Below are 18,768 nucleotides of genomic sequence, written 5' to 3'. Positions count from 1 at the left end.
GAACAACGGTCTTGGGGTTTTCAGAATCTTTGGATGCCATCTGATCCTGTTTGAGGGGCTGTGTTAGCGGAAATTCGAGGCTGCATATATTGCAATTCTACTTTCGGGATCCGTTTGCCGGCGAGTGCATAGATTGTATCCCCGGGCAATTTCGCTTAAGTGCTACTCAGATGCGCTCCGGTCGACCCGCAACCTGCATTCCCATTCACTTATTCAGAATGGCGAGGGTTGAATTTTTCGCGTAACGCAGATATCGGGCAAATTGGCCATTTGTGGATGCGCACTAACTTGCATACTTGAATTTGCCAACCAACTCATTCAATTGATTCGATAGACGATACAATGCATCAGCGTTTTGGTTCACTTGGTTGCTATTTCCGCTTAGTTGGGCAGAGATGCCATTGACACTGGCAATTTCTTTGGCGATTTCACCGGATACTGTACTGCTTTGAGTCACATTTGCGTTAACTTCCTGAATTCCCTGGGATGCTTGGGCAACGTTTCCTGCAATCTCTTTTGTCGTAACAGACTGCTCTTCAACAGCCGTAGCTATAGTTGATACAAGGTCATTGACGCTGTGAATTACCTTCGAAATCTTATCTATCTGATCGATAGTATCAGATGTAGATCCTTGGATTCCATCGATCTGGGTTCGAATTTCCTGGGTCGCAGACGCAGTTTGCTTGGCCAGTTCCTTAATTTCATTGGCAACCACCGCAAAACCTTTTCCCACATCGCCAGCCCGGGCAGCTTCTATGGTTGCATTCAATGCCAGCAGATTCGTCTGGTCAGAGATATCTGATATGGCCTGAGTAACCTTGCCGATCGATTGAGCAGCCTCACCCAATTTCTCCATGCGCGATGTTGCCTCACATGCCTGGGCGACTGCCTCTTCGGAAATTGCGCGCGCTTTTTCAGAATTTATCGCAATCTCCTGGATCGTATTCGTCATCTCCTCCGTCGCTGAAGCGACCATGTTTACATTCGCTGCGGCCTCATTACTGGATGTGGCCACAGTATTCATGTTGGTGCTCATTTGCTCAGCGGCCGATGCTACACTCGAGGACAGCCCAGACATATTGTGCGCACCTTCAGCGAGATTGCCCGAGAGATCGGACAGTGAAGTCGAAGACGTGCCCAGGGACCCGGCGGTAACGGCAATGTCGGCGATAATCCCCTGAAGCTTATCAAGGAATATGTTGAACCACTTTGATAGTTCTCCGATTTCATCGTTGCTGGCAAGCTGGAGTCGTATGGTCAGGTCACCTTCACCCTCGGCAATATCCTTGACTACACTAAGCGTTTGGTTCAATGGCTTCATAACATGCTGAATGATGAAAAACAGAACGACAGCTACCAGCAGGATGCAGATGCACCCCCCTGACAGATTGATCCATTTAGTCTTTTGTATCATGGCTGCGCTGGCAAATTTCAACTCGTCGGCCGTCGCTGCGGCCGTCGATTTGTTTCTATCTATAATTCCACCCACGATGGCACTAAAGTTTTTCTGAACCTTATTAGATTCTTCCTGCAACACTTTAAACGAAAGCATTTTGTTGCTGTCCACCAATGCTGAAAACTGCTTCTCCATGTCGCCGATCTTTTCCATCACCGATGCCTTGCTGATGCAAAGTTCAACGGCGCCCAACACTTCACCTTCAAACTCGATACTTTTGTTCACGATCAAAACGCTTGTGTCTTTCTTTGCAGCACCGAGTATTTTGTTGTAACGATTATCTCCATCGGTTTTCAGGTAGGCCTGAATTTTTTCATTTTTCTGGTCGATGTAACGGGTGAGCAGGCCTCCATCCGGGCGTATATAGAAAGCATAAATCACGTTCGGGTTTTGAAGGGCAGCGCTGACATAACTGTTAAGGGCCTGAAAATCTTTTCCAAGAATGGCATTGGGGGCTACACGGGCCATCAAAAGCGCAATGGATTCGCCACTTTCCATCATCATCTTTTCCCAGTCGCTTTCAACCTTGGATCTTTGCTTGTTCAATGCGTACGTAGTGGCCTGGGTCAATGCTAAGCTGGAGGACTCGGACATGTCACCGAGTGATCTTTCAATGTCGTCCTGGAGTTTTTCCAGATCGCCGCTGATTTCAATATTGGCTGAGGCGATAGTTTTTTCGACGTCCTGGCGCATATTTCCACTCAAACGCTGTTGGACGGATACCAGGGCCGCAGATAATCCGATAATAACAATCACCAGCGTCCCTAAGGTTGGTATAAGAAGCTTGCCCCGAATGCCAAGATTAACCGCGCCGTAGCCTAATTTCGATTTTTTAAGCATTTTTTGCCCTTTATTATTGCTGACCAGCCCCCAGTGCATTCGAACTTTGTATCATGAAATCGTCAATACAATATCCGGCGCAATGCATTTGACTCAATTGGCGTAGGCCCCAATTTTTAGTTTTTTCTGGAGTTCTTCAACAGGGCCATAATCAAGCGATGCCGACCAGCCAACCACCTTAGCATCCTTTGCCGCCTGATCTTCAGGTTTAAGCTTCATTAATGCCTCTACTACTTTATCCGAAAGTTGCACAGGCGTCGAAGAAATCCTTGCCAATGGCCATTCAGGGTAGAGCGCGGTGCTGCACAAAAAAGGGAATTCAGGATGGGACTGTTTTCCTATCACTTTGAAGTCATCCAGGAAAATGCTGCCGCTGGCTGCCATCCGCTCCAAGGTATCTGTCCTGACTGTTCCGGCATCGACGGCTCCGTTGAGCACGGCCAGAACGACATTTTCATGCTTTCCGCCAAATTCCAATTTGCTAAAATCGGAAAAAGGATCGATGCCTGCGTCAAGGATTTCTTTGTAAGCCATCTGCCATCCGCCGAAGGAGGATTTAGAAACAGCCATAAAGCTCTTTCCCTTTAAATCATTCAAATTGTTGATTTGATCGTTGCCCACCGTTGCAATGACTACTCCACCGAAAGCCTTCAAGGGTTTCCCTTGCCTCGAATTGACCATCGTCGCCACCGCAACAGCGCCATACTTAACCTTGGTTTCGACGAACATGGATGAGTTGACGAGAAAGAAGTCAACAGTTCCTTCTTTCACAGCTGGATTGACATCTTTAAAATCGAGTGGAACAACCTCAAATTGAACACCAGTTACATTGGCAGTCAGGTAATCACCGGTTGACTTCCACTGCGAAAGTGCCTTTGCAGGACCGTCTTTTGCGAGAACGCCGATCTTTACCACTTCCTGTGCGCTGGAAATACTTGCAAGTGATACAACTGCCACACATAATAAAAACGATTTGAACCATTTCCATTCCATGAAAAACCTCCACCAATAATCGAAAAAGCAGTTTTTAGTCCCATTTGCAAAAAATGTTAGCCTTCATCAAATTGTGCCGGGACAATCCCACATCCCTAAAAATCAGTATGGGGGGGGACCCTTTTCAAACATCGGCAACTCGCATGATAACTTTAAACCTTTCGGTACGAATGGTGATAAATTGAGAGCATCGCAAGAAAATTGTGGGTCTCCAAGTCCTGTGATGACCGACCACAGGAGTATCTGTTTGCCACCAGCCCGGACAGCTCAAGGTGGCTGTTGATACACTGTGGGATCGACGATATGGTCACGACGAAGCTGCAAATGCAGCTATGTTGGAAAAATCATCTGGTCCACTCCACTGGGGGTGCTATCTCAACCGGTCGTCGTCGGAGGCAGGTGCACGAACCAATAAACCCGTTCATCATCCGTGGAGAACATCATGCGCAGACCATTGCGAATTCGTGGGCCAAAACCGAAAAGGGTCTGATCGGCGCTGCTGGGTATGGGTTTGAGGGTCTTTCAGGAGACGATCGTGGCAAACCGCTCAGAGTTTTCAAATGGAGAAACCTCCAGGCCTGGTCACCAGATACTTGTCAAGGCCCTCGATGGCTCCCTCGCGTCCCAGCCCGCTCTATTTCATGCCGCCGAAGGGGGCCGCGACCGAGGTCGGATTGATGTCTTTGCTGCCGAAATGCAGTCCCTCGAATATGATAAAAGCTGTTTTCAGATAGAGCCGGGCATCTGGGAGCGTGACGTGATGCTGATCTATGAGCCTACCCTGCCCGAGATCCGGCTGGAACCGGTCGACCAGTATGTGGCGGTGGCCATGCGCATGCGCCCGATCCTCAACCAGACCCGCCTGGAGATCGAACGCGGCGAACTGGAACTGGTCAAGACCCGCAACGGACTGCTGCCAAGGCTCGACCTGTTCGTCACCCTGGGCAAAAGCGGCTATGCCAACGCCTTCGGCGATGCCTTCGACCGCCTGGACGGTGACAGTTACGATGCCCAGGCCGGCCTCACCCTTCAATTGCCCCTGTTCAACCGGCAATCCGAGGCGCTTCATCGCCGGGCGCAGCTCACCCGTGAACAGACCCAGAAGGCGATGAACAACCTGGCCCAGCTGGTGGAGGTCGACGTGCGAACCGCCCACATCGAGGTCGACCGCACCCAGCAGCAGATCGGCGCCTCGTCGGCCACCCGCCGGTTCGACGAAGAGAAGCTGCGCACCGAAACCGAAAAATTGCGCGTGGGCCGGTCGACCAGCTACCTGGTGGCCCAGGCCCAGCGCGATCTGCTGGCCAGCCGCCTCGCCGAGGTGCGCGCCCTGGTCAACTACATCAAGGCCCTGATCAATCTATACCGCCTCGATGGTTCGCTGCTCGAACGCCGCGGCATCGCCGCACCAGGACGGGAACCGGTGCAACCGTCCAAGCAGTAGACCAGATTTGCTGCATGGTATCAGATCCTTCGGCTTCAACGAACAGGGATCACAATGCCTGCAAGGGCGTGCTTTAAACTCTTTTCTGGTTCAGTTTCGCCCTGTGAACTGAAAGCGGTTCAGGCTGATAAACGGCTCGATCTGATACAGACGGGTTCCGGACCGAAAATATTCGGGCAAAATGCGGGATAATCGGGAACTGAACTCTGGGTGTTTTCAGGTCCTGGTCTTGAGGAGGCTGTGTTGTATTGCATCGATTGAGCAAGAATCAGCCATGCTGATTTTTTTGACCGCTAAAACATGCTGCAGACATTGACAATCGAGAATTGAATTCTAGATATCAATCAGCAACTGGAAATGCTTCTGATAAAAATTGCCGCCCATATCCGCCAAGGAGATCGTTATGATGATGGCAACCAATACACCGACACCGATTCCGATGGATGATCGGCTATTGGATCTGGCACTGGAAATGAAGTTGGCCGGCCTCCCATGGGAACCCCAGGTCGGATGCTTCGTATGGGATCATCAGGGGTTCATATCCCATCCGTCACCCTTCCCCAAAAGGATCTACTTCATTCTCAGCATGAAACGTTTTTTAAAGATTTTCGGGGACGCCGAACAAATAAAAAGCCGTTTGGTATGGCTGCCCACATGGTACCAACTCCGGCAGATTATGCAGCGATTGAATATTGGTGATGGAGTCACAGATTCGGACCGTTCGTCCAGCCAACCATCAACTCCAGAAGAGGAGATGATAAGGTTTTACCGAAGCATCCTACAGCGGCTGAAGGCTATCGGGGCGATTTCGCGAGGTAACCGCCCAAATGCGGATAGTGGCTCTGTGACCGAATGGATCCGTGCTGTAATGGCTTCCGAACTGGGGGACCTGAACTGGCTGCCCATATCGGTCCGGCATCGAATTGAAAGCGTTTATAGCGAAGTGGCCGGGTCTTATCTGGGATGGCGACGCATTGAGGAAGGCCGACCGGAGGATTGGTTCCCAACGGAAACTTCATTCGATACCGTCTTGCTGCGCGATTTAGGCCACTTTTTCTCTGATTACCAGGCATCGGTAAAGTGGCTGGAGCGGATTCGCCAGGCCGTGCTGCTTCTGGGTGCGATAGATACTCGAAAAGATAGCGAAAATTATGATCGACTGATCAACCTGATTCTTGAAAAGGTCGAACCGAGGACGACCCAGCGGGAAATTCTAACCCAGCTCACAACGCGTGAAGATGCTCCTCTCAGTTAGAGGCAATTGCTGCGGGAATGGTCACGGCAAGGCTCTTGGGGGCGGACATGGGAGTCTGACGTTTTTCAGATACTGGATCAAGGGGTTGCGTCATTTCATTTAGGCTGATTTGCAGTAGTAAAGATGCCATCTGTATGAGTTGATTTATATTTGAACCATTTTATGAGCGATGATCGATCGGGAGGAAACGAATTGCATTATAAGAAGCAATGTTAAAAGAAAGGAGAATGGTCCATGAACGCAAAAAATAAAGAAGATGTTTACGTGAGAGTGAAAGACATGGCCGGAAACGAATTTGTATGCCCTCTGAATGAGCTAAGGGATGTTAAAAGTATCAGTGAGACCGAATTGGCGAACTGTTTTGATGGTGACGTGGTTGGCCGTTACGCAGGGCAACTTTCGATCGTCGATTCAGAGGATTGAAATTTATTATTTCTGTTCATAGCCAATCAAGCCACATCGCGGCATCCTCAAACATGCGCTACTTGGACCGCAGGGGGAGTTGTGTGACCCTGAGCTGCGCCGCCTATGTAGTTAGTAAACGTCCGATAGTAGGTTATTTTTGATGAGATCTCCCCAACGCCCGGCGGGGCAGGCAGGGTGCGTGGAAAATGTGACCGCAAGGATTCATCGGACATTGCCTTTAGAAAATTGTTCGAACAATGCTGATATGGTAGGACTTGGCCATTTGGGAGTTCCACCTTTTTTGATGCGCTTAAGTACAAGGAAATTTCTTGAAGAAGGACCAGATTAGTTCGGCAGCATTAAAACCATACAGGGCATTATTGTCGGCCAGTTTGCCGGTAAAATAGGGTCCCGGCCAAATATGGCCCCAGTTTTTGATCACACACAAGACCGTTTCAGATGCTTTCGTGTTGTCATGCCATGTCTGGATCTGTACGCAGCCGCCGCATAAATCCGAAATCACCGGAGGGCCGTTGCAACCATTGGCGTCAATCCAAAACTGGACCGAATCTCTGACGGAAAGATAGCTTCGATCGCCCTTTCGCACCATCGATCGCCCACCTGCGAAAGGTATGTCATCATCATTCAAGCCATGCATGATAAAGATGGGCAGCTTTTTATCGGGCTTTTGGATACGCCATAATGGTGCGGCCGCATTGGAACGGCCACCGATGCTTGCGGCGATGGCGCAAGCGGCAGCAAGTTTATCGGGGTGTTCTGCTGCAAATCGATAAGTCATCATGCCACCGTTTGAAAAACCAACCATATAAACGCGGCTTCTATCCACCGTTAGTCGCATGCATACATCTTCTATAGCCTCGGCAAGATATCCCACATCGTCAATTTGCTCATTGGCGGCTTTTCCGCAACAGTGTCCCGCATTCCAGTGTTGCAGATAGCCCAAAATCCCAATGCCCTCTGGATAAAGGACAATAAAAGTCTCCCGATCGGCGATCTGGCTGAATCCGGAAATTTTCTCAATGCCTCTGGCCGTATCGAATGCACCGTGAATGACGACTACAAGCGACAACGAGGTTAAGCCGTCATAACCTGAAGGAATGTGTACCCGGTAGGAACGCTGATACCCGCCAGTGACAAGATCCATGCGTTGCTTGTATGTGGATGGGCCCTTGATGTTTGTCGATGACAATGACCCAGTGCAAGCACCCAAGAGAAAAATCAACGCAATGATGCCGATCGGACTGAATTTCAGGGAATAGTTCATTTAATTTAACATCCTGCCGGCAGGATCATCGCTAATCGATGATGCTCTATTTAAAAATGGCAAAAAGGCCGAGTGATGGCATTCGGCCTTTTGCCTGTCTTTCAGGATCCCAATTACCCTGGGATCCAAACTATCCGGGGATCGAGACCGGTGCTGCCTTGCCGATGAATTCCATGGTATCCTCATATTTGCCACGCATGTCGATAGTTCCCTGCTCCAATTCCTTTTTGATGGGGCTCCAATCTGACGGGCACTCGGTTCGTAGCTGATCCACCCGTTGGGCCATCTCGTCCATGAGCATATTGAGGTCCTGGATGTTCATCAGAAGCTTTTCTTTTTCAGCGGTTCCTAATTTATCGATTTTTCTCATGGCATCATACATCTTGGCTTTCCATGAGGTCATTTCCGATTCCATTGCCGAACAAAAGTCCTTTACGTCCATGATGTTTCTCCTTTTTGTTTGAGTTGTGATAGTCCGAAACTTGGTATGAAACTACTACAAGGCATACGGTGGTCAATAATATCAGCTGGGCAGCTCTGGAACGCGTCCAATGGAGGGATTGAAATACAGGACTGGTGTCTCGTTTTGGGCAATCCTTGTAGAATAAGTATTTATAATACCATAATGATGCCAAGGTCAATGTTTTCAATTTATCATTTGCTCAAATGGACAGGGATAAAAGCCGGTATGGATAAAAAAAGTATACGAACATTTTTTCAATTCCTATATATTCATTAATAAATTTAAATTCTTATAGAAAATTCAAAATACATCTCCACTGGCGCAGGACGATGGGACCTGGTCTAAGGATAAAAGCGGATATCAACAACTTGCTGGCCCGATGTGAGATTGCGAACGAGTGCCCTAGAATATCTGTACAGGATTTCAAAATTGAACCCGGCGGATCTCTCCTTATATTGCGTTCTCCAAACGGCTGCGTCCGATTGGCAGAGCGAATCTTGAAGGTCACACGACAACGTGTCCGCTGAGAGCGGGATGAAAGGATACGAGGATGGATAAGAAACTAGACAACATCGACGAAAAGCTGACGCGGCTCGGGGACGGGCTGCTGCCCGGCATGTTCGGCATCGAAGTGTTTGCGGCGGACAAGGGCACCGCGCGGATGCGCATGGCCATCCGACCCGACATGCTGGCGCCCAACGGATATCTCCATGCGGCCGCGGTCATCGCCCTGGCCGATACGGCCGCGGGATATGGCACCATGGGTAACCTGCCGCCGGGGGCCAAGGCCTTTACGACCATCGAGTTGAAAAGCAACTTTACCGGAACGGCCAGGGAGGGGACGCTGGCCTGTGACGCCAGAGCAGCTCACGGCGGCCGGATGACCCAGGTGTGGGACGCCCAGGTGACCCACGTGGAGACCGGAAAAATCATCGCCCACTTCCGCTGCACCCAGATGATCCTGTTCGAGGGCCTCAACGAGTGCTTGAGCTGATGGCATTCGAAGATCAGGCGCTTTTCCGGAGCAGATGCGTTGCCAGACGTTTTCCCAGGGCGATCAGGGTCATGGACGGCGGCAATCCCCAGGCTTGGGGGATCACCGAACAGTCGCAGACGAACAGGTTGTCATAGGCGGTCATCAGGTTCGAATCCACGAGGTCGCTGATCTTGGCCGTGCCGCCTGGGTGGGCGGCCAAGTACTGGGTCCTGAAAATCTCCCGGGCCCCCGCTCGCTTCAATATGGCCCTGGCCCGTTCATATCCCCGTTGCAGCTTACTTTTTTCGGCTTTGCCGAGCATCTTCCGCACGCCGCCCGTGTTGGTGAGCCGGCCACCCAATTCGTCCTTTGCCTTGACCATGATCTGGAGGGTGCAACGCCGGGCCCCCATCTGATCGAACCGCAATGCCCCGGCGGCAAACAGGGCCGTGGTGAAGAAGGGATGGGCCATGTCCGTCATCATGTAGCCTTCGTCCGCCAGATGCACGCCGGCGCTCATGGGGATCTCGCTGGTCGGCACATCGATATCGCGGACCGTACCCCTGACGCCGATGAGCGGATCGAAGAAAAAATCGAATCCCGCCCCCTCGATGCCGCTGGCCCGGAGGATTACCGGCGTACCGATGCCGCCCGCGGAGAGCACGATCCTCGGAGCGAACGCGCGCTTTTTCTCTCCCTTGCGAACGAACTCAACCCCCACGGCGCAGCGGCCGTCGAGGAGGACGCGGGTGACCCGGGCGCCGTTGATCAGCGTCGCGCCCTTGGCCATTGCTTCGTGGGCGAACATGCGGGCACTCCACTTCACCTCGTGCGGGTCGCCGTAATGGCCGAACGGCGTGCCGGGCATCCATCGATCCTGGTACATCAACTTGTCGAGTTTCTGCCAGTCGTAGCCCAAATCCCGGGCGCATTCCATGATGCGCCGGGACATGGGGCCGACCATCTCGTCCTTGAGGGGCGCTACCGGCAGCTCTTCCCGCAGCGCTTTGACCTCCTGGCGAATATCGACGCCGTATGACGCAAGCATGTCGAAGGGCACCGGAAACGCGGTGGCGTAATTGAGAACCGAGCTGCCGCCGGTGGTGATGCCGCGCACCAGGCCGAGCAATTGCGGTGTGAACAGCAGGCTTCTGCCCGGCACGAGAAGGGATTTGATGCCTTGCAGGGCGCCGCCGGTCAGCGGGGCGTCGTCCCCCCATTCGAGCATGAGCACCCTCTGGTGATTTTTCGTCAAGTCCCGGGCCACGGTGGCGCCGCCCGGGCCGGTGCCAACCACGATGGCAGCGATTTCTTTTGGAAGCGTTTTCATAAACGGTCCTCCTGTAAACACCGCGAGTGGCTTTCGGACAGGATTTGGCCTCAGAACCCTTTTGTCACCGATCAGACGAAACGCTTCACAAACTGGATCACCTCTCCGATCACCTCGTCCCGGTTGGTTTCGTTGAAGACTTCATGCATGGCACCGGGATAAATCTTCTCCGCGTAGATCTTCCCTTGCAGGTGTTGGATCATGGGCCGCGTTTCAGCCATGGGCACCAGCAGGTCCGACTCGCCGTGAACCCAGAGCATGGGCAGCTCCCCCAGCCCCGGACCGGCTTCGACGGCTGCCATGGCTGAAATCATGGCCGACAGGGTTTCGCGCCGGAAAGCGCCGTGATATACCAACGGATCCTGGGCATAGGCCTTCCCGATCTCCGAATCCCGGGAGAGCACGGCCGGGTCCAGCGGAATCTCGGGAATGGGGTCCATGGCCATGAGCTGCTGGAGCACTTCGCGGGCGCCGAACATGGGGCCGGAGAGCACCAGGGCGGCCAGCTCCTTGCCGTGATGCTGGGCGTAGCGCGCGGCGATCATGCCGCCCATGGAGTGGCCGATGAGTATCATGGGCAGGCCGGGCCGACCCGCGATGCTCTTGACGGCCACCTGGTGCAGGTCCTCGACCACGGCTTCGAAATCGGAGATCAGGGCCCGCTCGCCGTCGGACCGGCCGTGGCCCTCGTGGTCCAGTCCCACGACCGCCGCCCCGACCGCACGCAGGTCGTCGGCCAAAAGGTCGTAACGGCCGATATGCTCGCCATAACCGTGGCACAGCAAGGCGATCCAGCCGGCCTTCTCATTGGGCCATTCGCGCACGTAACGTTCTGCCCCGGCGCTGTTTTCCATCATCCATTCGTTCACCGTCCCCATCTTGCCCCCCTTTTATTTGGACACCAGCGGCGTCATGTACTCGAAGATATTGGCCCCGCTCGCATGGGGCTTGGTTTCGGCCAGGCTGTTGACCTGCTGGAAATGGTCGCGGATCTCTTCGGGATGAATCTCCCGGATTCCGTTGCCGATGCACACCCCTTTTCCCGAGACCACGGCCGTGCGGCCGTACCACCCCGCGCCCATGACATAAATCATGCCGCTCACGTCATTCTCTTCGGAAGCCAGATAGAGCACCATGGGCGCATTGAACTGGGGATTGAGTTTCTTTTCGAACTCGGGCGGGAAGATATCGCTCGTCATGCGCGAATAGGCGGTGGGCGCGATGGTGTTGACCTTGATATTGTAATTGGCGATTTCGAGCTTGAGGGTGTTCATGATGCCCACCAGGCCCATCTTGGCGGCGCCGTAATTGCATTGGCCGAAGTTGCCGTAGAGCCCAGAGGTGGAAGAGGTGAAGATCACCCGGCCGTAGTTGGCCGCTTTCATCAATTTCACCGCTGGTTGGGTGACGCAGAAGGCGCCTTTGAGATGGACCGCGATCACCAGGTCCCACTCCTCTTCCGACATTTTCAGAAATGATTTGTCACGAAGAATACCCGCGTTGTTGACCAGGATATCCACTTTGCCATAAGCGTCCACCGCAGTCTGCACGATGTTGGCGCCGCCCTTCATGGTGGCCACCGAGTCGTAGTTGGCTACCGCTTCGCCGCCGGCGGCCGTGATCTCGGCCACGACCTGGTCGGCAGCGGACTGGTCGGCCCCGGCGCCGTCGCGCGCCCCGCCAAGATCGTTGACCACCACCTTGGCGCCCCGGGCAGCCAACTCCAATGCATACATCCGGCCGATGCCATGCCCGGCCCCCGTGACAATCGCTACTCTGCCATCAAATCTGATTTCCGCCATGCAGCGCTCCTTTTTCTGTGATGAAGACATGTCAATGTGCCGCCGAAGCAGCCTTATGGATGGGATTAGGATTACAATCGCTCTCAGAATTTAGCCGAAAAGCATCCCCATGTCCACCCAGCGATTCTAACTCAATACCATTCATTAAATCCGGCCCGGGTGGAACAGATGGCCGATGCCACACGCCAAGCGGTCAAGAGCCAGTAAAATGCACGGCGGGCGGCCCAGAAACTCGCTGCGCTCAAACAGTCTGGGCCGCTTGTCCGCCGTTCGCATTCAACTGGCTCTAAGACCGCAGGCTCACGTGGCCCTGGCCACCTGCCCCACCCGGGCCTGCCAATACCGTTGCCATGCGAATTTTTTTATCAAACTACCTTTGGAAAACACGCCCTTCAGGGTGAATCACATTCAGATAGAACTCCTGGCGTCCACCGAATTCCGTTGTCCTGCTCAGCGGTTGGCCGAGCGCCGGGATTGACAACGGACCCCGTATCGCCGACAATGGCGTTCGATAAGCGGCCACTCCCCCGGTTTCCATTCCTGCGATGCGACTGCGGCACAGCCCGGCGCAGCCGGCGCCAGTTCCTGACCCATGCCTTTTTTACAAGGAGGTGACTCGTGATGCATCAATTCGACACCGTGATCGTCGGATCCGGCGGCGCCGGCCTTTACGCCGCGTTGGAGGCCAGCCAGCGATCCCGAACGGCAGTCCTGTCCAAGCTCTATCCCATCCGCAGCCACACCGGCGCGGCCCAGGGGGGCATCAGCGCCGCGCTGGGCAATGTCGAGGAGGATAAACCCGAATGGCACGCCTTCGACACGGTTAAAGGGGGCGACTATCTGGTCGATCAACAGGCGGCCAGGATCCTGGCCGAAGAGGCGGTCCAGGCGGTCTATGACCTGGAAAACCGCGGCCTGCCGTTCAACCGCACCCCCGAGGGACGCATCGACCAGCGCCGCTTCGGCGGCCACACCCGCAATTTCGGCGAGGCGCCGGTCAAGCGCGCCTGCTATGCGGCCGACCGAACCGGACACATGATCCTGCAGACCCTCTATCAGCAGTGCATCAAGAACGAGGTCGCCTTTTTCGACGAATACCAGGTCGTCGACCTGATCCTGGACAACCATACCTGCCGGGGGGTCGTCGCCGTCCAGCTCTCCACGGGCGAACTGCATATCCTGGCGGCCAAGGCCGTGCTCTTTGCCACCGGCGGCTTCGGGCGCATGTTCAAGATCACCTCCAACGCCTTCGCCAACACCGGCGACGGCCCGGCCGTGTGCGCCCGCAGGGGAATTCCACTCCAGGACATGGAGTTCTTCCAGTTCCATCCCACCGGGATCATGGGGCTGGGCATCCTGATCTCCGAGGCGGTTCGCGGCGAAGGCGGCATCCTGCGCAACCGCGACGGCGAGCGCTTCATGGAGCGGTATACCCCCACCCTGCTCGATCTGGCCCCCCGGGACATCGTCTCGCGCGCCATTCTCACGGAAGTGCGCGCCGGCAGAGGCATGCGCGGGGATCGCAAGATCGACGACTATGTGCACCTTGACGCCACCCACCTGGGCAAAGAGGTCCTGCTCGGCAAACTGCCCGATATCACCAGCTTCTGCAAAACCTACCTGGGGATCGACCCGGCGGATGCGCCCATACCGGTGCTGCCCACGGCCCACTACGCCATGGGCGGTATCCCCACCGATGTCCACGGCCGGGTGGTCTGCGACGACAAGGGCACGGTGATCGACGGTCTCTATGCGGCCGGCGAATGCGCCTGCGTGTCGGTGCACGGCGCCAACCGCCTGGGCACCAACAGCCTGCTCGACCTGGTGGTCTTCGGCCGGCGGGCCGGCCGCCACATCGGCGACTTCATCCGACAGGCCGATGCGCCGCGGGTGAGCGAGACGGACGCCGGACCGGCGCGGGCCTGGATCGAGCGTCTGACCGATGGCAAGTCCGGACCGCACGGTGGGCACATCATGGAGGAGATGCAGACCCTCATGATGGAAAAGGTGGGCATCTACCGCAATGCCGGCGATATGCAGGCCGCCGTGGACACTCTCCAAGCCTTGCGCGAACGCTATCGGACGGTCCGCGTTCAGGACACCGGCAAGAGTTTCAACACCGATCTGCTCGAGGTGATCGAACTGGCCAATCTGCTGGATCTCTCGCTGGTCACGGCGGCGGCGGCCCTGAACCGCCGGGAGAGCCGCGGGGCCCACAGCCGCGAAGACTTTCCGGAGCGGGACGACACGGGGTGGCTCAAGCACACCCTCGCGTTCCTGGAGGGCGATGCGGTGCGCATCGGCTACAAGCCGGTGGACACCTCCCTCTGGGAACCCAAACCGCGTACCTATTGATGCCGTTTGCCCCGCGGATGAAAAGAGGCATAAGGAGTGACATATGAAGATCACCCTCAAAGTCAAACGCTATAATCCGGAAACCGACGATCGGCCTTACGACCAGACGTACACCCTGGAGGCCGATCCCAACGCACGATTGCTGGATGCCCTGATGCATATCAAACGTTTTCAGGACGGCACCCTGGGATTTCGCAAGAGCTGCGCCCACGGGGTCTGCGGTTCGGATGCCATGCGGATCAACGGCAAGGACGGACTGGCCTGCAAGACGCTCATCAAGGACGTGGCGACCAAAGACGGGGACACCATCACGGTGGAACCGCTGCGCTACCTGCCGGTCCAGCGCGATCTGATCGTGGATCAAAAAAACTTTTTCGACAAATACAAAGCGATCAAACCGTTTCTGATCAACACGGAACCAGTGGCGAAAAAGGAGCGCATCCAGAGCCAGGAGGAGCGCATGCGCTTCGACGACACCACCAACTGCATCCTGTGCGGCGCCTGTTATTCGGCCTGCCCCATACCCGGGAAGCTGCCGGCCTTCATCGGGCCGGCGGCCATTGCCCAGGCCTTCCGTTTCCTGGCCGACAGCCGCGACCGCGGATTTGAAGAGCGGCTGCCGGCGCTGGACCGGCCCGAGGGGGTGTGGGCCTGTGAAAACCACTTTGAATGCACGCGCTGCTGCCCCAGGTCGATCCTCATCACCAAGCGCATCAATCAGACCAAGAAGATGATCGAAAAGCACAAGACCGGGGACGGTGAGACGCACTGACCTCCCGCCCCCATATCAAGATGCGACCCGTCAATGGGGCGTTTCGTAGCTGTCCAGGAACATTTCGGATGGTTCGTCGTCGCTGGGCTTGACGTCCGGACGGCTGTTGAGGATGCGTGCGCACGAATTCCAGCGCAGCACCGCATCCTGATTGCCCGGATCGCACCCCTTCAGCGCCTGATCGAAAGACTCCAGAGCCTTGGCGAACCAGCTGTAGGCGACAGTGCCCGACCCGGGACCGCCCTGGCCCAAGTGCGCCTTGGCTCGGCGTTCGTAGATAATACCGGTGTAATAGGCCTTGCAGTATTGGTCCGAAAGGCGCTGGGCCACCTCCAGGGCCATCTGGTAAGAGGGATTCAGCTCGTTGGCAAAATTGTCGGTGAGGGCCAGCAACAGGGTGATCAAAGCATCTTGATGATCGGGCTTCACCGCCAGGATATCCAGGCAGATGCTTTCGGCCTCATGGGGCTCGTTGAGCATGCGATACCGTTTGGCCATCTCCAACGCTGAAGGAACGGATTCCGGCGAAAGGGTTCTTAGTTCGACCATGACCGCCTCCTTTTCCGGCCACTAAGTGACCGCTGGTTTGGGATGTTGACTTTATGCTAAGCAGGATCCCCGGCATTGCAAGCGCTGGGAGAAGCTTCAAGACGGAGCACCAGAGGCGGTATCAGACAGACAAAACCAGTGTGTGGTACCCTCTCAACCCTTCAAATACTTTTCGAATACGTAATCGTTATCCTCGCCCAAAGCGGCTTTCACCCATTTCACCCGCAAGGGCGTTTCAGACATATTCCCTGCGAGCGGAAGGGTCAGGACCCCGAAATTGGACGCTTCGATTTCCACGAAGGTGCGGCGCTTCTGCCAGTGGTCCACCTTCAATACCTCTGAGGGTGACAACATCTTGGTGGTGACCGGCATGCCGCCGCCGCGCCACTTGGAGCCGGCGGCCTGGATGCTGTATTTGGAAAATTTGCTGAAAATTTCGTCGTAGGTGAAGTTGCGCACCGCTTTTTCAATGTCTTCGTTGAGTTCCCGGACCTTGTCGACATTGTCGGTGATGCGGTCGATCAGGTACCGCCACTCCTCTTCCAGATTCCATTTGTTCAAAATTTTCAGGGCGGCCCGAAAATCCTGGTCGCGGAAACAGGCAATGGCCACATAGCCATCCTTGCACTTGAAGAATCCATACGGGCAAAGTCCGTAATCCAAGGTTCCGTAACGTGGACGGGCGCGCTTCCATAAATGACCAATGGTCGGAGGGAATCCCACGCATGAGGAGTAGGCGTCGGCAGCAGCCACATCGATCATCTGCCCTTTCCCGCTCAACCGCTTGAAAAACAAGGCGGCCAGGGCACCGGCCACGGCCTCCACCGCAACGGCGTAGCCTGCAGCGTGAAAGCCGGCCCGGGTCGGCCAGTTTTGAGGTTCGGGCGCATCGGGCAAATCCCCCAGGATGGCGGCCAACCCGGATTCCGCCTGGCTGGTCAGATCCGACCAGGGGATATGCCCATGGGTCCTGGCTTGCTCACCAGTGTGACCGTAAGGCGTTATAGCCACATAAATCAGACCCGGATTGAGTTCGCGAAGTTGCCGATACCCCAGACCGATGGCGTCCAACTCCCCCGGGGCATAGGTTTCGATCACGATGTCCGCCCGGGCCATCAATTTTTTGAGCTTTTCTCGATCCGTCTCCTGTTCGAAATCGAGCAATACATGGCGCTTGTTGCGCGACTCGATCAGGTAACCCAGGCCGGTCCCCTGGCGGTGGGCGCCGAACGGTGTGACCACCCGGGAGGGGTCGCCGCCCGGAGGCTCCACCTTGATCACCTCCGCGCCGGCTTCGGCCAGCAGCCCAGCCGCGGTCAAACCGGCAAAATTGGCGTAGCTCAAATCGAGCACGAGGGTGTCGTCCAGCACTTCCGGCTTGCCTTCCGCCGATGCCATGCCGTCCAGCATGCGGCTCCAGTCGGCAATCCGCTCGGAGGCCTCGGCCTTGCGCACATAACGCGAATATACTTTTTCCTTGTCAGCCATGCGATTCATCCCGGTAGTTGAATATCGGATCATTATCGATGTCGTAGTAGACCGGGGGACGCTGCCCGACCCGGTAGTCCCAATAGCCGACGACCCGTGCCGCCTCCAGCGCCTTGATCTGATCCTCTCGAAGGCCCAGAAGGGTCTTGAATATGTATCGGTTGTGATACCCCAACGGCCGGCTCAGCCATTTGATGCGGCCTGGCGTTTCGCTCAACCGCACCGTGCCGCGCTCCAGTTTGAGGCGTCCGTACATGGTGTCGTCGTAGTCCACTACGTTGCCACGCTCCTGACGCCAAGCGTCTTCCGATATCATCAAATCGTCGCATACCGGCGAGGCCGGAAAACGATATTGTTCGGCCAGTGCCATAATGGCGTCCGTGGTCTGGCCTGCCACCCACTCGCCGGTTTTCTGGCAGATCGCCCTTGCGTTTTCTTTTTGCAACCGGTTCAAGGCCTTGGCAAACCGTGGATCTTCGACCAGTTGGGGTTCTCCCATGGCCTGGCAGAGACCGGCGAACTGCTCGTCGGACGCCACCGCTACCGCGACAAATGCCCCCTCGCTGCTTTTAAAGATACCCGAGGGCGACATGCTCGGGTCCTGGCTGCCTGTGGTCCCGATCTCTTCTCCCTTATCGCAAAAATATGAGAAGTGCGGCAAAGCGCGCATCAGAATTTCGGCCTGACAGATATCCAAAAACTGCCCCTTGCCCGTCCGCTCCCGGTAGTTGAGCCCCATGAGGATCATCATGGCCGCATAGATCCCCGGACAGAAGTCGCCGTAAAAATCGGGCACCTTGAAATACTTCTCCGTGTCTGGATAACCTGTTGCGCTGAGCATCCCCGAAGCGCCTTGGGCCAGCAGATCCCAACCCGGCAAAAACCGCTGCGGGCCATATTGGCCGAAGGTGCTGCAGCTGGCATAAATGATCTTGGGGTTCTTTTTCCGCAGACTGCTGTAGCCGATGCCCCACGCCTCCACCGTACCCGGGGAGAAATTTTCGATGACCACGTCCGACTGTTCGGCCAGCCGAAGGATCAACTCAAGCCCCTGTTTCTCCTTGACATCGATGGCCACGAAGTATTTGCTGTGGTTGATGAAATGCCAAAGCGGGTTGGAGTGCTTCCAGTATTTGCCCCAATAGGTCGAAGACCGCCAATAATCCCCGGTATACGGCAGCTCGACCTTGATCACCTCGGCACCATACTGGGCCAGCACCCGTGCGGCCGTGGGACCGAAAATCATGTGCGACAGGTCGAGCACGCGGACGCCCTTCAATGCTTCAGGCTTGTCGGCGGCCTCCTGGGATGTGAAAAGCTTCTCGGTGAAGGCGAAGTAATCATCGTGCATAACC

Annotated in this window: 16 protein-coding genes; 6 read left to right on the top strand and 10 right to left on the bottom strand. The window is 55.4% G+C overall.

Annotated elements, in window-relative coordinates; genetic code table 11:
• Window positions 1-283 precede the first annotated feature (283 nt).
• Window positions 284-2,335, bottom strand: a complete 2,052-nt coding sequence (locus DFT_RS06625; protein WP_054030448.1) for a methyl-accepting chemotaxis protein — start codon at window positions 2,333-2,335, stop codon at window positions 284-286.
• A 54-nt stretch (window positions 2,336-2,389) separates the two neighbouring features.
• A complete protein-coding gene (locus DFT_RS06620; protein ID WP_054030447.1) occupies window positions 2,390-3,289 on the bottom strand; it encodes a phosphate/phosphite/phosphonate ABC transporter substrate-binding protein in 900 nt (299 codons plus the stop codon).
• Window positions 3,290-3,824: 535 nt separating this feature from the next.
• Here DFT_RS06620 and DFT_RS06615 point away from each other — a divergent pair.
• From DFT_RS06615 to DFT_RS06605, 3 genes are all read left to right on the top strand, one after another.
• Window positions 3,825-4,733, top strand: coding sequence for a TolC family protein (locus DFT_RS06615; protein WP_200907036.1), 909 nt, complete (start codon window positions 3,825-3,827; stop codon window positions 4,731-4,733).
• A 403-nt stretch (window positions 4,734-5,136) separates the two neighbouring features.
• Window positions 5,137-5,988, top strand: coding sequence for a hypothetical protein (locus DFT_RS06610; protein WP_054030445.1), 852 nt, complete (start codon window positions 5,137-5,139; stop codon window positions 5,986-5,988).
• 234 nt (window positions 5,989-6,222) lie between these two features.
• Window positions 6,223-6,411, top strand: coding sequence for a hypothetical protein (locus DFT_RS06605; protein ID WP_054030444.1), 189 nt, complete (start codon window positions 6,223-6,225; stop codon window positions 6,409-6,411).
• Between the two features lie 292 nt (window positions 6,412-6,703).
• Here the strand turns inward: DFT_RS06605 and DFT_RS06600 are convergent, their stop codons facing one another.
• Both DFT_RS06600 and DFT_RS06595 read right to left on the bottom strand, forming a co-directional pair.
• Complete coding sequence (locus tag DFT_RS06600) at window positions 6,704-7,678, bottom strand: extracellular catalytic domain type 1 short-chain-length polyhydroxyalkanoate depolymerase (RefSeq protein WP_054030443.1); 975 nt, start codon at window positions 7,676-7,678, stop codon at window positions 6,704-6,706.
• A 130-nt stretch (window positions 7,679-7,808) separates the two neighbouring features.
• Window positions 7,809-8,120: a hypothetical protein gene (locus tag DFT_RS06595; RefSeq protein ID WP_054030442.1), complete on the bottom strand. Its 312-nt coding sequence runs from the start codon at window positions 8,118-8,120 to the stop codon at window positions 7,809-7,811.
• A 571-nt stretch (window positions 8,121-8,691) separates the two neighbouring features.
• Here DFT_RS06595 and DFT_RS06590 point away from each other — a divergent pair.
• The gene (locus DFT_RS06590; protein ID WP_054030441.1) at window positions 8,692-9,135 is read left to right on the top strand and encodes a PaaI family thioesterase; all 444 of its coding nucleotides are present in this window, start codon (window positions 8,692-8,694) and stop codon (window positions 9,133-9,135) included.
• Window positions 9,136-9,148: 13 nt separating this feature from the next.
• Here the strand turns inward: DFT_RS06590 and DFT_RS06585 are convergent, their stop codons facing one another.
• The 3 genes from DFT_RS06585 to DFT_RS06575 form a co-directional block, all read right to left on the bottom strand.
• Complete coding sequence (locus DFT_RS06585; protein ID WP_054030440.1) at window positions 9,149-10,447, bottom strand: FAD-dependent oxidoreductase; 1,299 nt, start codon at window positions 10,445-10,447, stop codon at window positions 9,149-9,151.
• A 71-nt stretch (window positions 10,448-10,518) separates the two neighbouring features.
• Window positions 10,519-11,325 (bottom strand): alpha/beta hydrolase, encoded by an 807-nt coding sequence (locus tag DFT_RS06580; protein WP_054030439.1) that lies wholly within the window; start codon window positions 11,323-11,325, stop codon window positions 10,519-10,521.
• Between the two features lie 12 nt (window positions 11,326-11,337).
• Window positions 11,338-12,249, bottom strand: coding sequence for an SDR family oxidoreductase (locus DFT_RS06575; RefSeq protein WP_054030438.1), 912 nt, complete (start codon window positions 12,247-12,249; stop codon window positions 11,338-11,340).
• A gap of 621 nt (window positions 12,250-12,870) precedes the next feature.
• On the opposite strand from DFT_RS06575, the gene sdhA reads away from it, so the two are divergent.
• Both sdhA and DFT_RS06560 read left to right on the top strand, forming a co-directional pair.
• A complete protein-coding gene (gene sdhA / locus DFT_RS06565; RefSeq protein ID WP_054030436.1) occupies window positions 12,871-14,604 on the top strand; it encodes a succinate dehydrogenase flavoprotein subunit in 1,734 nt (577 codons plus the stop codon).
• A gap of 43 nt (window positions 14,605-14,647) precedes the next feature.
• Complete coding sequence (locus tag DFT_RS06560; RefSeq protein ID WP_054030435.1) at window positions 14,648-15,376, top strand: succinate dehydrogenase iron-sulfur subunit; 729 nt, start codon at window positions 14,648-14,650, stop codon at window positions 15,374-15,376.
• A 30-nt stretch (window positions 15,377-15,406) separates the two neighbouring features.
• Here DFT_RS06560 and DFT_RS06555 read toward each other — a convergent pair whose 3' ends face one another.
• From DFT_RS06555 to DFT_RS06545, 3 genes are all read right to left on the bottom strand, one after another.
• Complete coding sequence (locus DFT_RS06555) at window positions 15,407-15,925, bottom strand: hypothetical protein (RefSeq protein WP_054030434.1); 519 nt, start codon at window positions 15,923-15,925, stop codon at window positions 15,407-15,409.
• Window positions 15,926-16,078: 153 nt separating this feature from the next.
• The gene (locus DFT_RS06550) at window positions 16,079-17,413 is read right to left on the bottom strand and encodes a CaiB/BaiF CoA transferase family protein (protein ID WP_161807090.1); all 1,335 of its coding nucleotides are present in this window, start codon (window positions 17,411-17,413) and stop codon (window positions 16,079-16,081) included.
• Entirely contained in the window at window positions 17,406-18,764 is a 1,359-nt protein-coding gene (locus DFT_RS06545; protein WP_054030432.1) for a CaiB/BaiF CoA transferase family protein, read from the bottom strand. The genes DFT_RS06550 and DFT_RS06545 overlap by 8 nt, the downstream gene beginning before the upstream one ends.
• Window positions 18,765-18,768 lie beyond the last annotated feature (4 nt).

The sequence above is a fragment of the Desulfatitalea tepidiphila genome, from assembly GCF_001293685.1.
Taxonomy (GTDB): domain Bacteria; phylum Desulfobacterota; class Desulfobacteria; order Desulfobacterales; family Desulfosarcinaceae; genus Desulfatitalea; species Desulfatitalea tepidiphila.
Note: the sequence above shows the minus strand (reverse complement) of the source record. Positions and strands in the feature narration are given on the sequence as shown.

Excerpts from the sequence above, each read along its gene's own strand:
- DFT_RS06585 (WP_054030440.1), bottom strand. The coding sequence starts at position 10,447 with ATGAAAACGCTTCCAAAAGAAATCGCTGCCATCGTGGTTGGCACCGGC.
- DFT_RS06625 (WP_054030448.1), bottom strand. The coding sequence starts at position 2,335 with ATGCACTGGGGGCTGGTCAGCAATAATAAAGGGCAAAAAATGCTTAAA.
- DFT_RS06600 (WP_054030443.1), bottom strand. The coding sequence starts at position 7,678 with ATGAACTATTCCCTGAAATTCAGTCCGATCGGCATCATTGCGTTGATT.
- sdhA (WP_054030436.1), top strand. The coding sequence starts at position 12,871 with ATGCATCAATTCGACACCGTGATCGTCGGATCCGGCGGCGCCGGCCTT.
- DFT_RS06590 (WP_054030441.1), top strand. The coding sequence starts at position 8,692 with ATGGATAAGAAACTAGACAACATCGACGAAAAGCTGACGCGGCTCGGG.
- DFT_RS06575 (WP_054030438.1), bottom strand. The coding sequence starts at position 12,249 with ATGGCGGAAATCAGATTTGATGGCAGAGTAGCGATTGTCACGGGGGCC.
- DFT_RS06595 (WP_054030442.1), bottom strand. The coding sequence starts at position 8,120 with ATGGACGTAAAGGACTTTTGTTCGGCAATGGAATCGGAAATGACCTCA.
- DFT_RS06545 (WP_054030432.1), bottom strand. The coding sequence starts at position 18,764 with ATGCACGATGATTACTTCGCCTTCACCGAGAAGCTTTTCACATCCCAG.
- DFT_RS06620 (WP_054030447.1), bottom strand. The coding sequence starts at position 3,289 with ATGGAATGGAAATGGTTCAAATCGTTTTTATTATGTGTGGCAGTTGTA.
- DFT_RS06605 (WP_054030444.1), top strand. The coding sequence starts at position 6,223 with ATGAACGCAAAAAATAAAGAAGATGTTTACGTGAGAGTGAAAGACATG.
- DFT_RS06555 (WP_054030434.1), bottom strand. The coding sequence starts at position 15,925 with ATGGTCGAACTAAGAACCCTTTCGCCGGAATCCGTTCCTTCAGCGTTG.
- DFT_RS06580 (WP_054030439.1), bottom strand. The coding sequence starts at position 11,325 with ATGGGGACGGTGAACGAATGGATGATGGAAAACAGCGCCGGGGCAGAA.
- DFT_RS06550 (WP_161807090.1), bottom strand. The coding sequence starts at position 17,413 with ATGGCTGACAAGGAAAAAGTATATTCGCGTTATGTGCGCAAGGCCGAG.
- DFT_RS06560 (WP_054030435.1), top strand. The coding sequence starts at position 14,648 with ATGAAGATCACCCTCAAAGTCAAACGCTATAATCCGGAAACCGACGAT.
- DFT_RS06610 (WP_054030445.1), top strand. The coding sequence starts at position 5,137 with ATGATGATGGCAACCAATACACCGACACCGATTCCGATGGATGATCGG.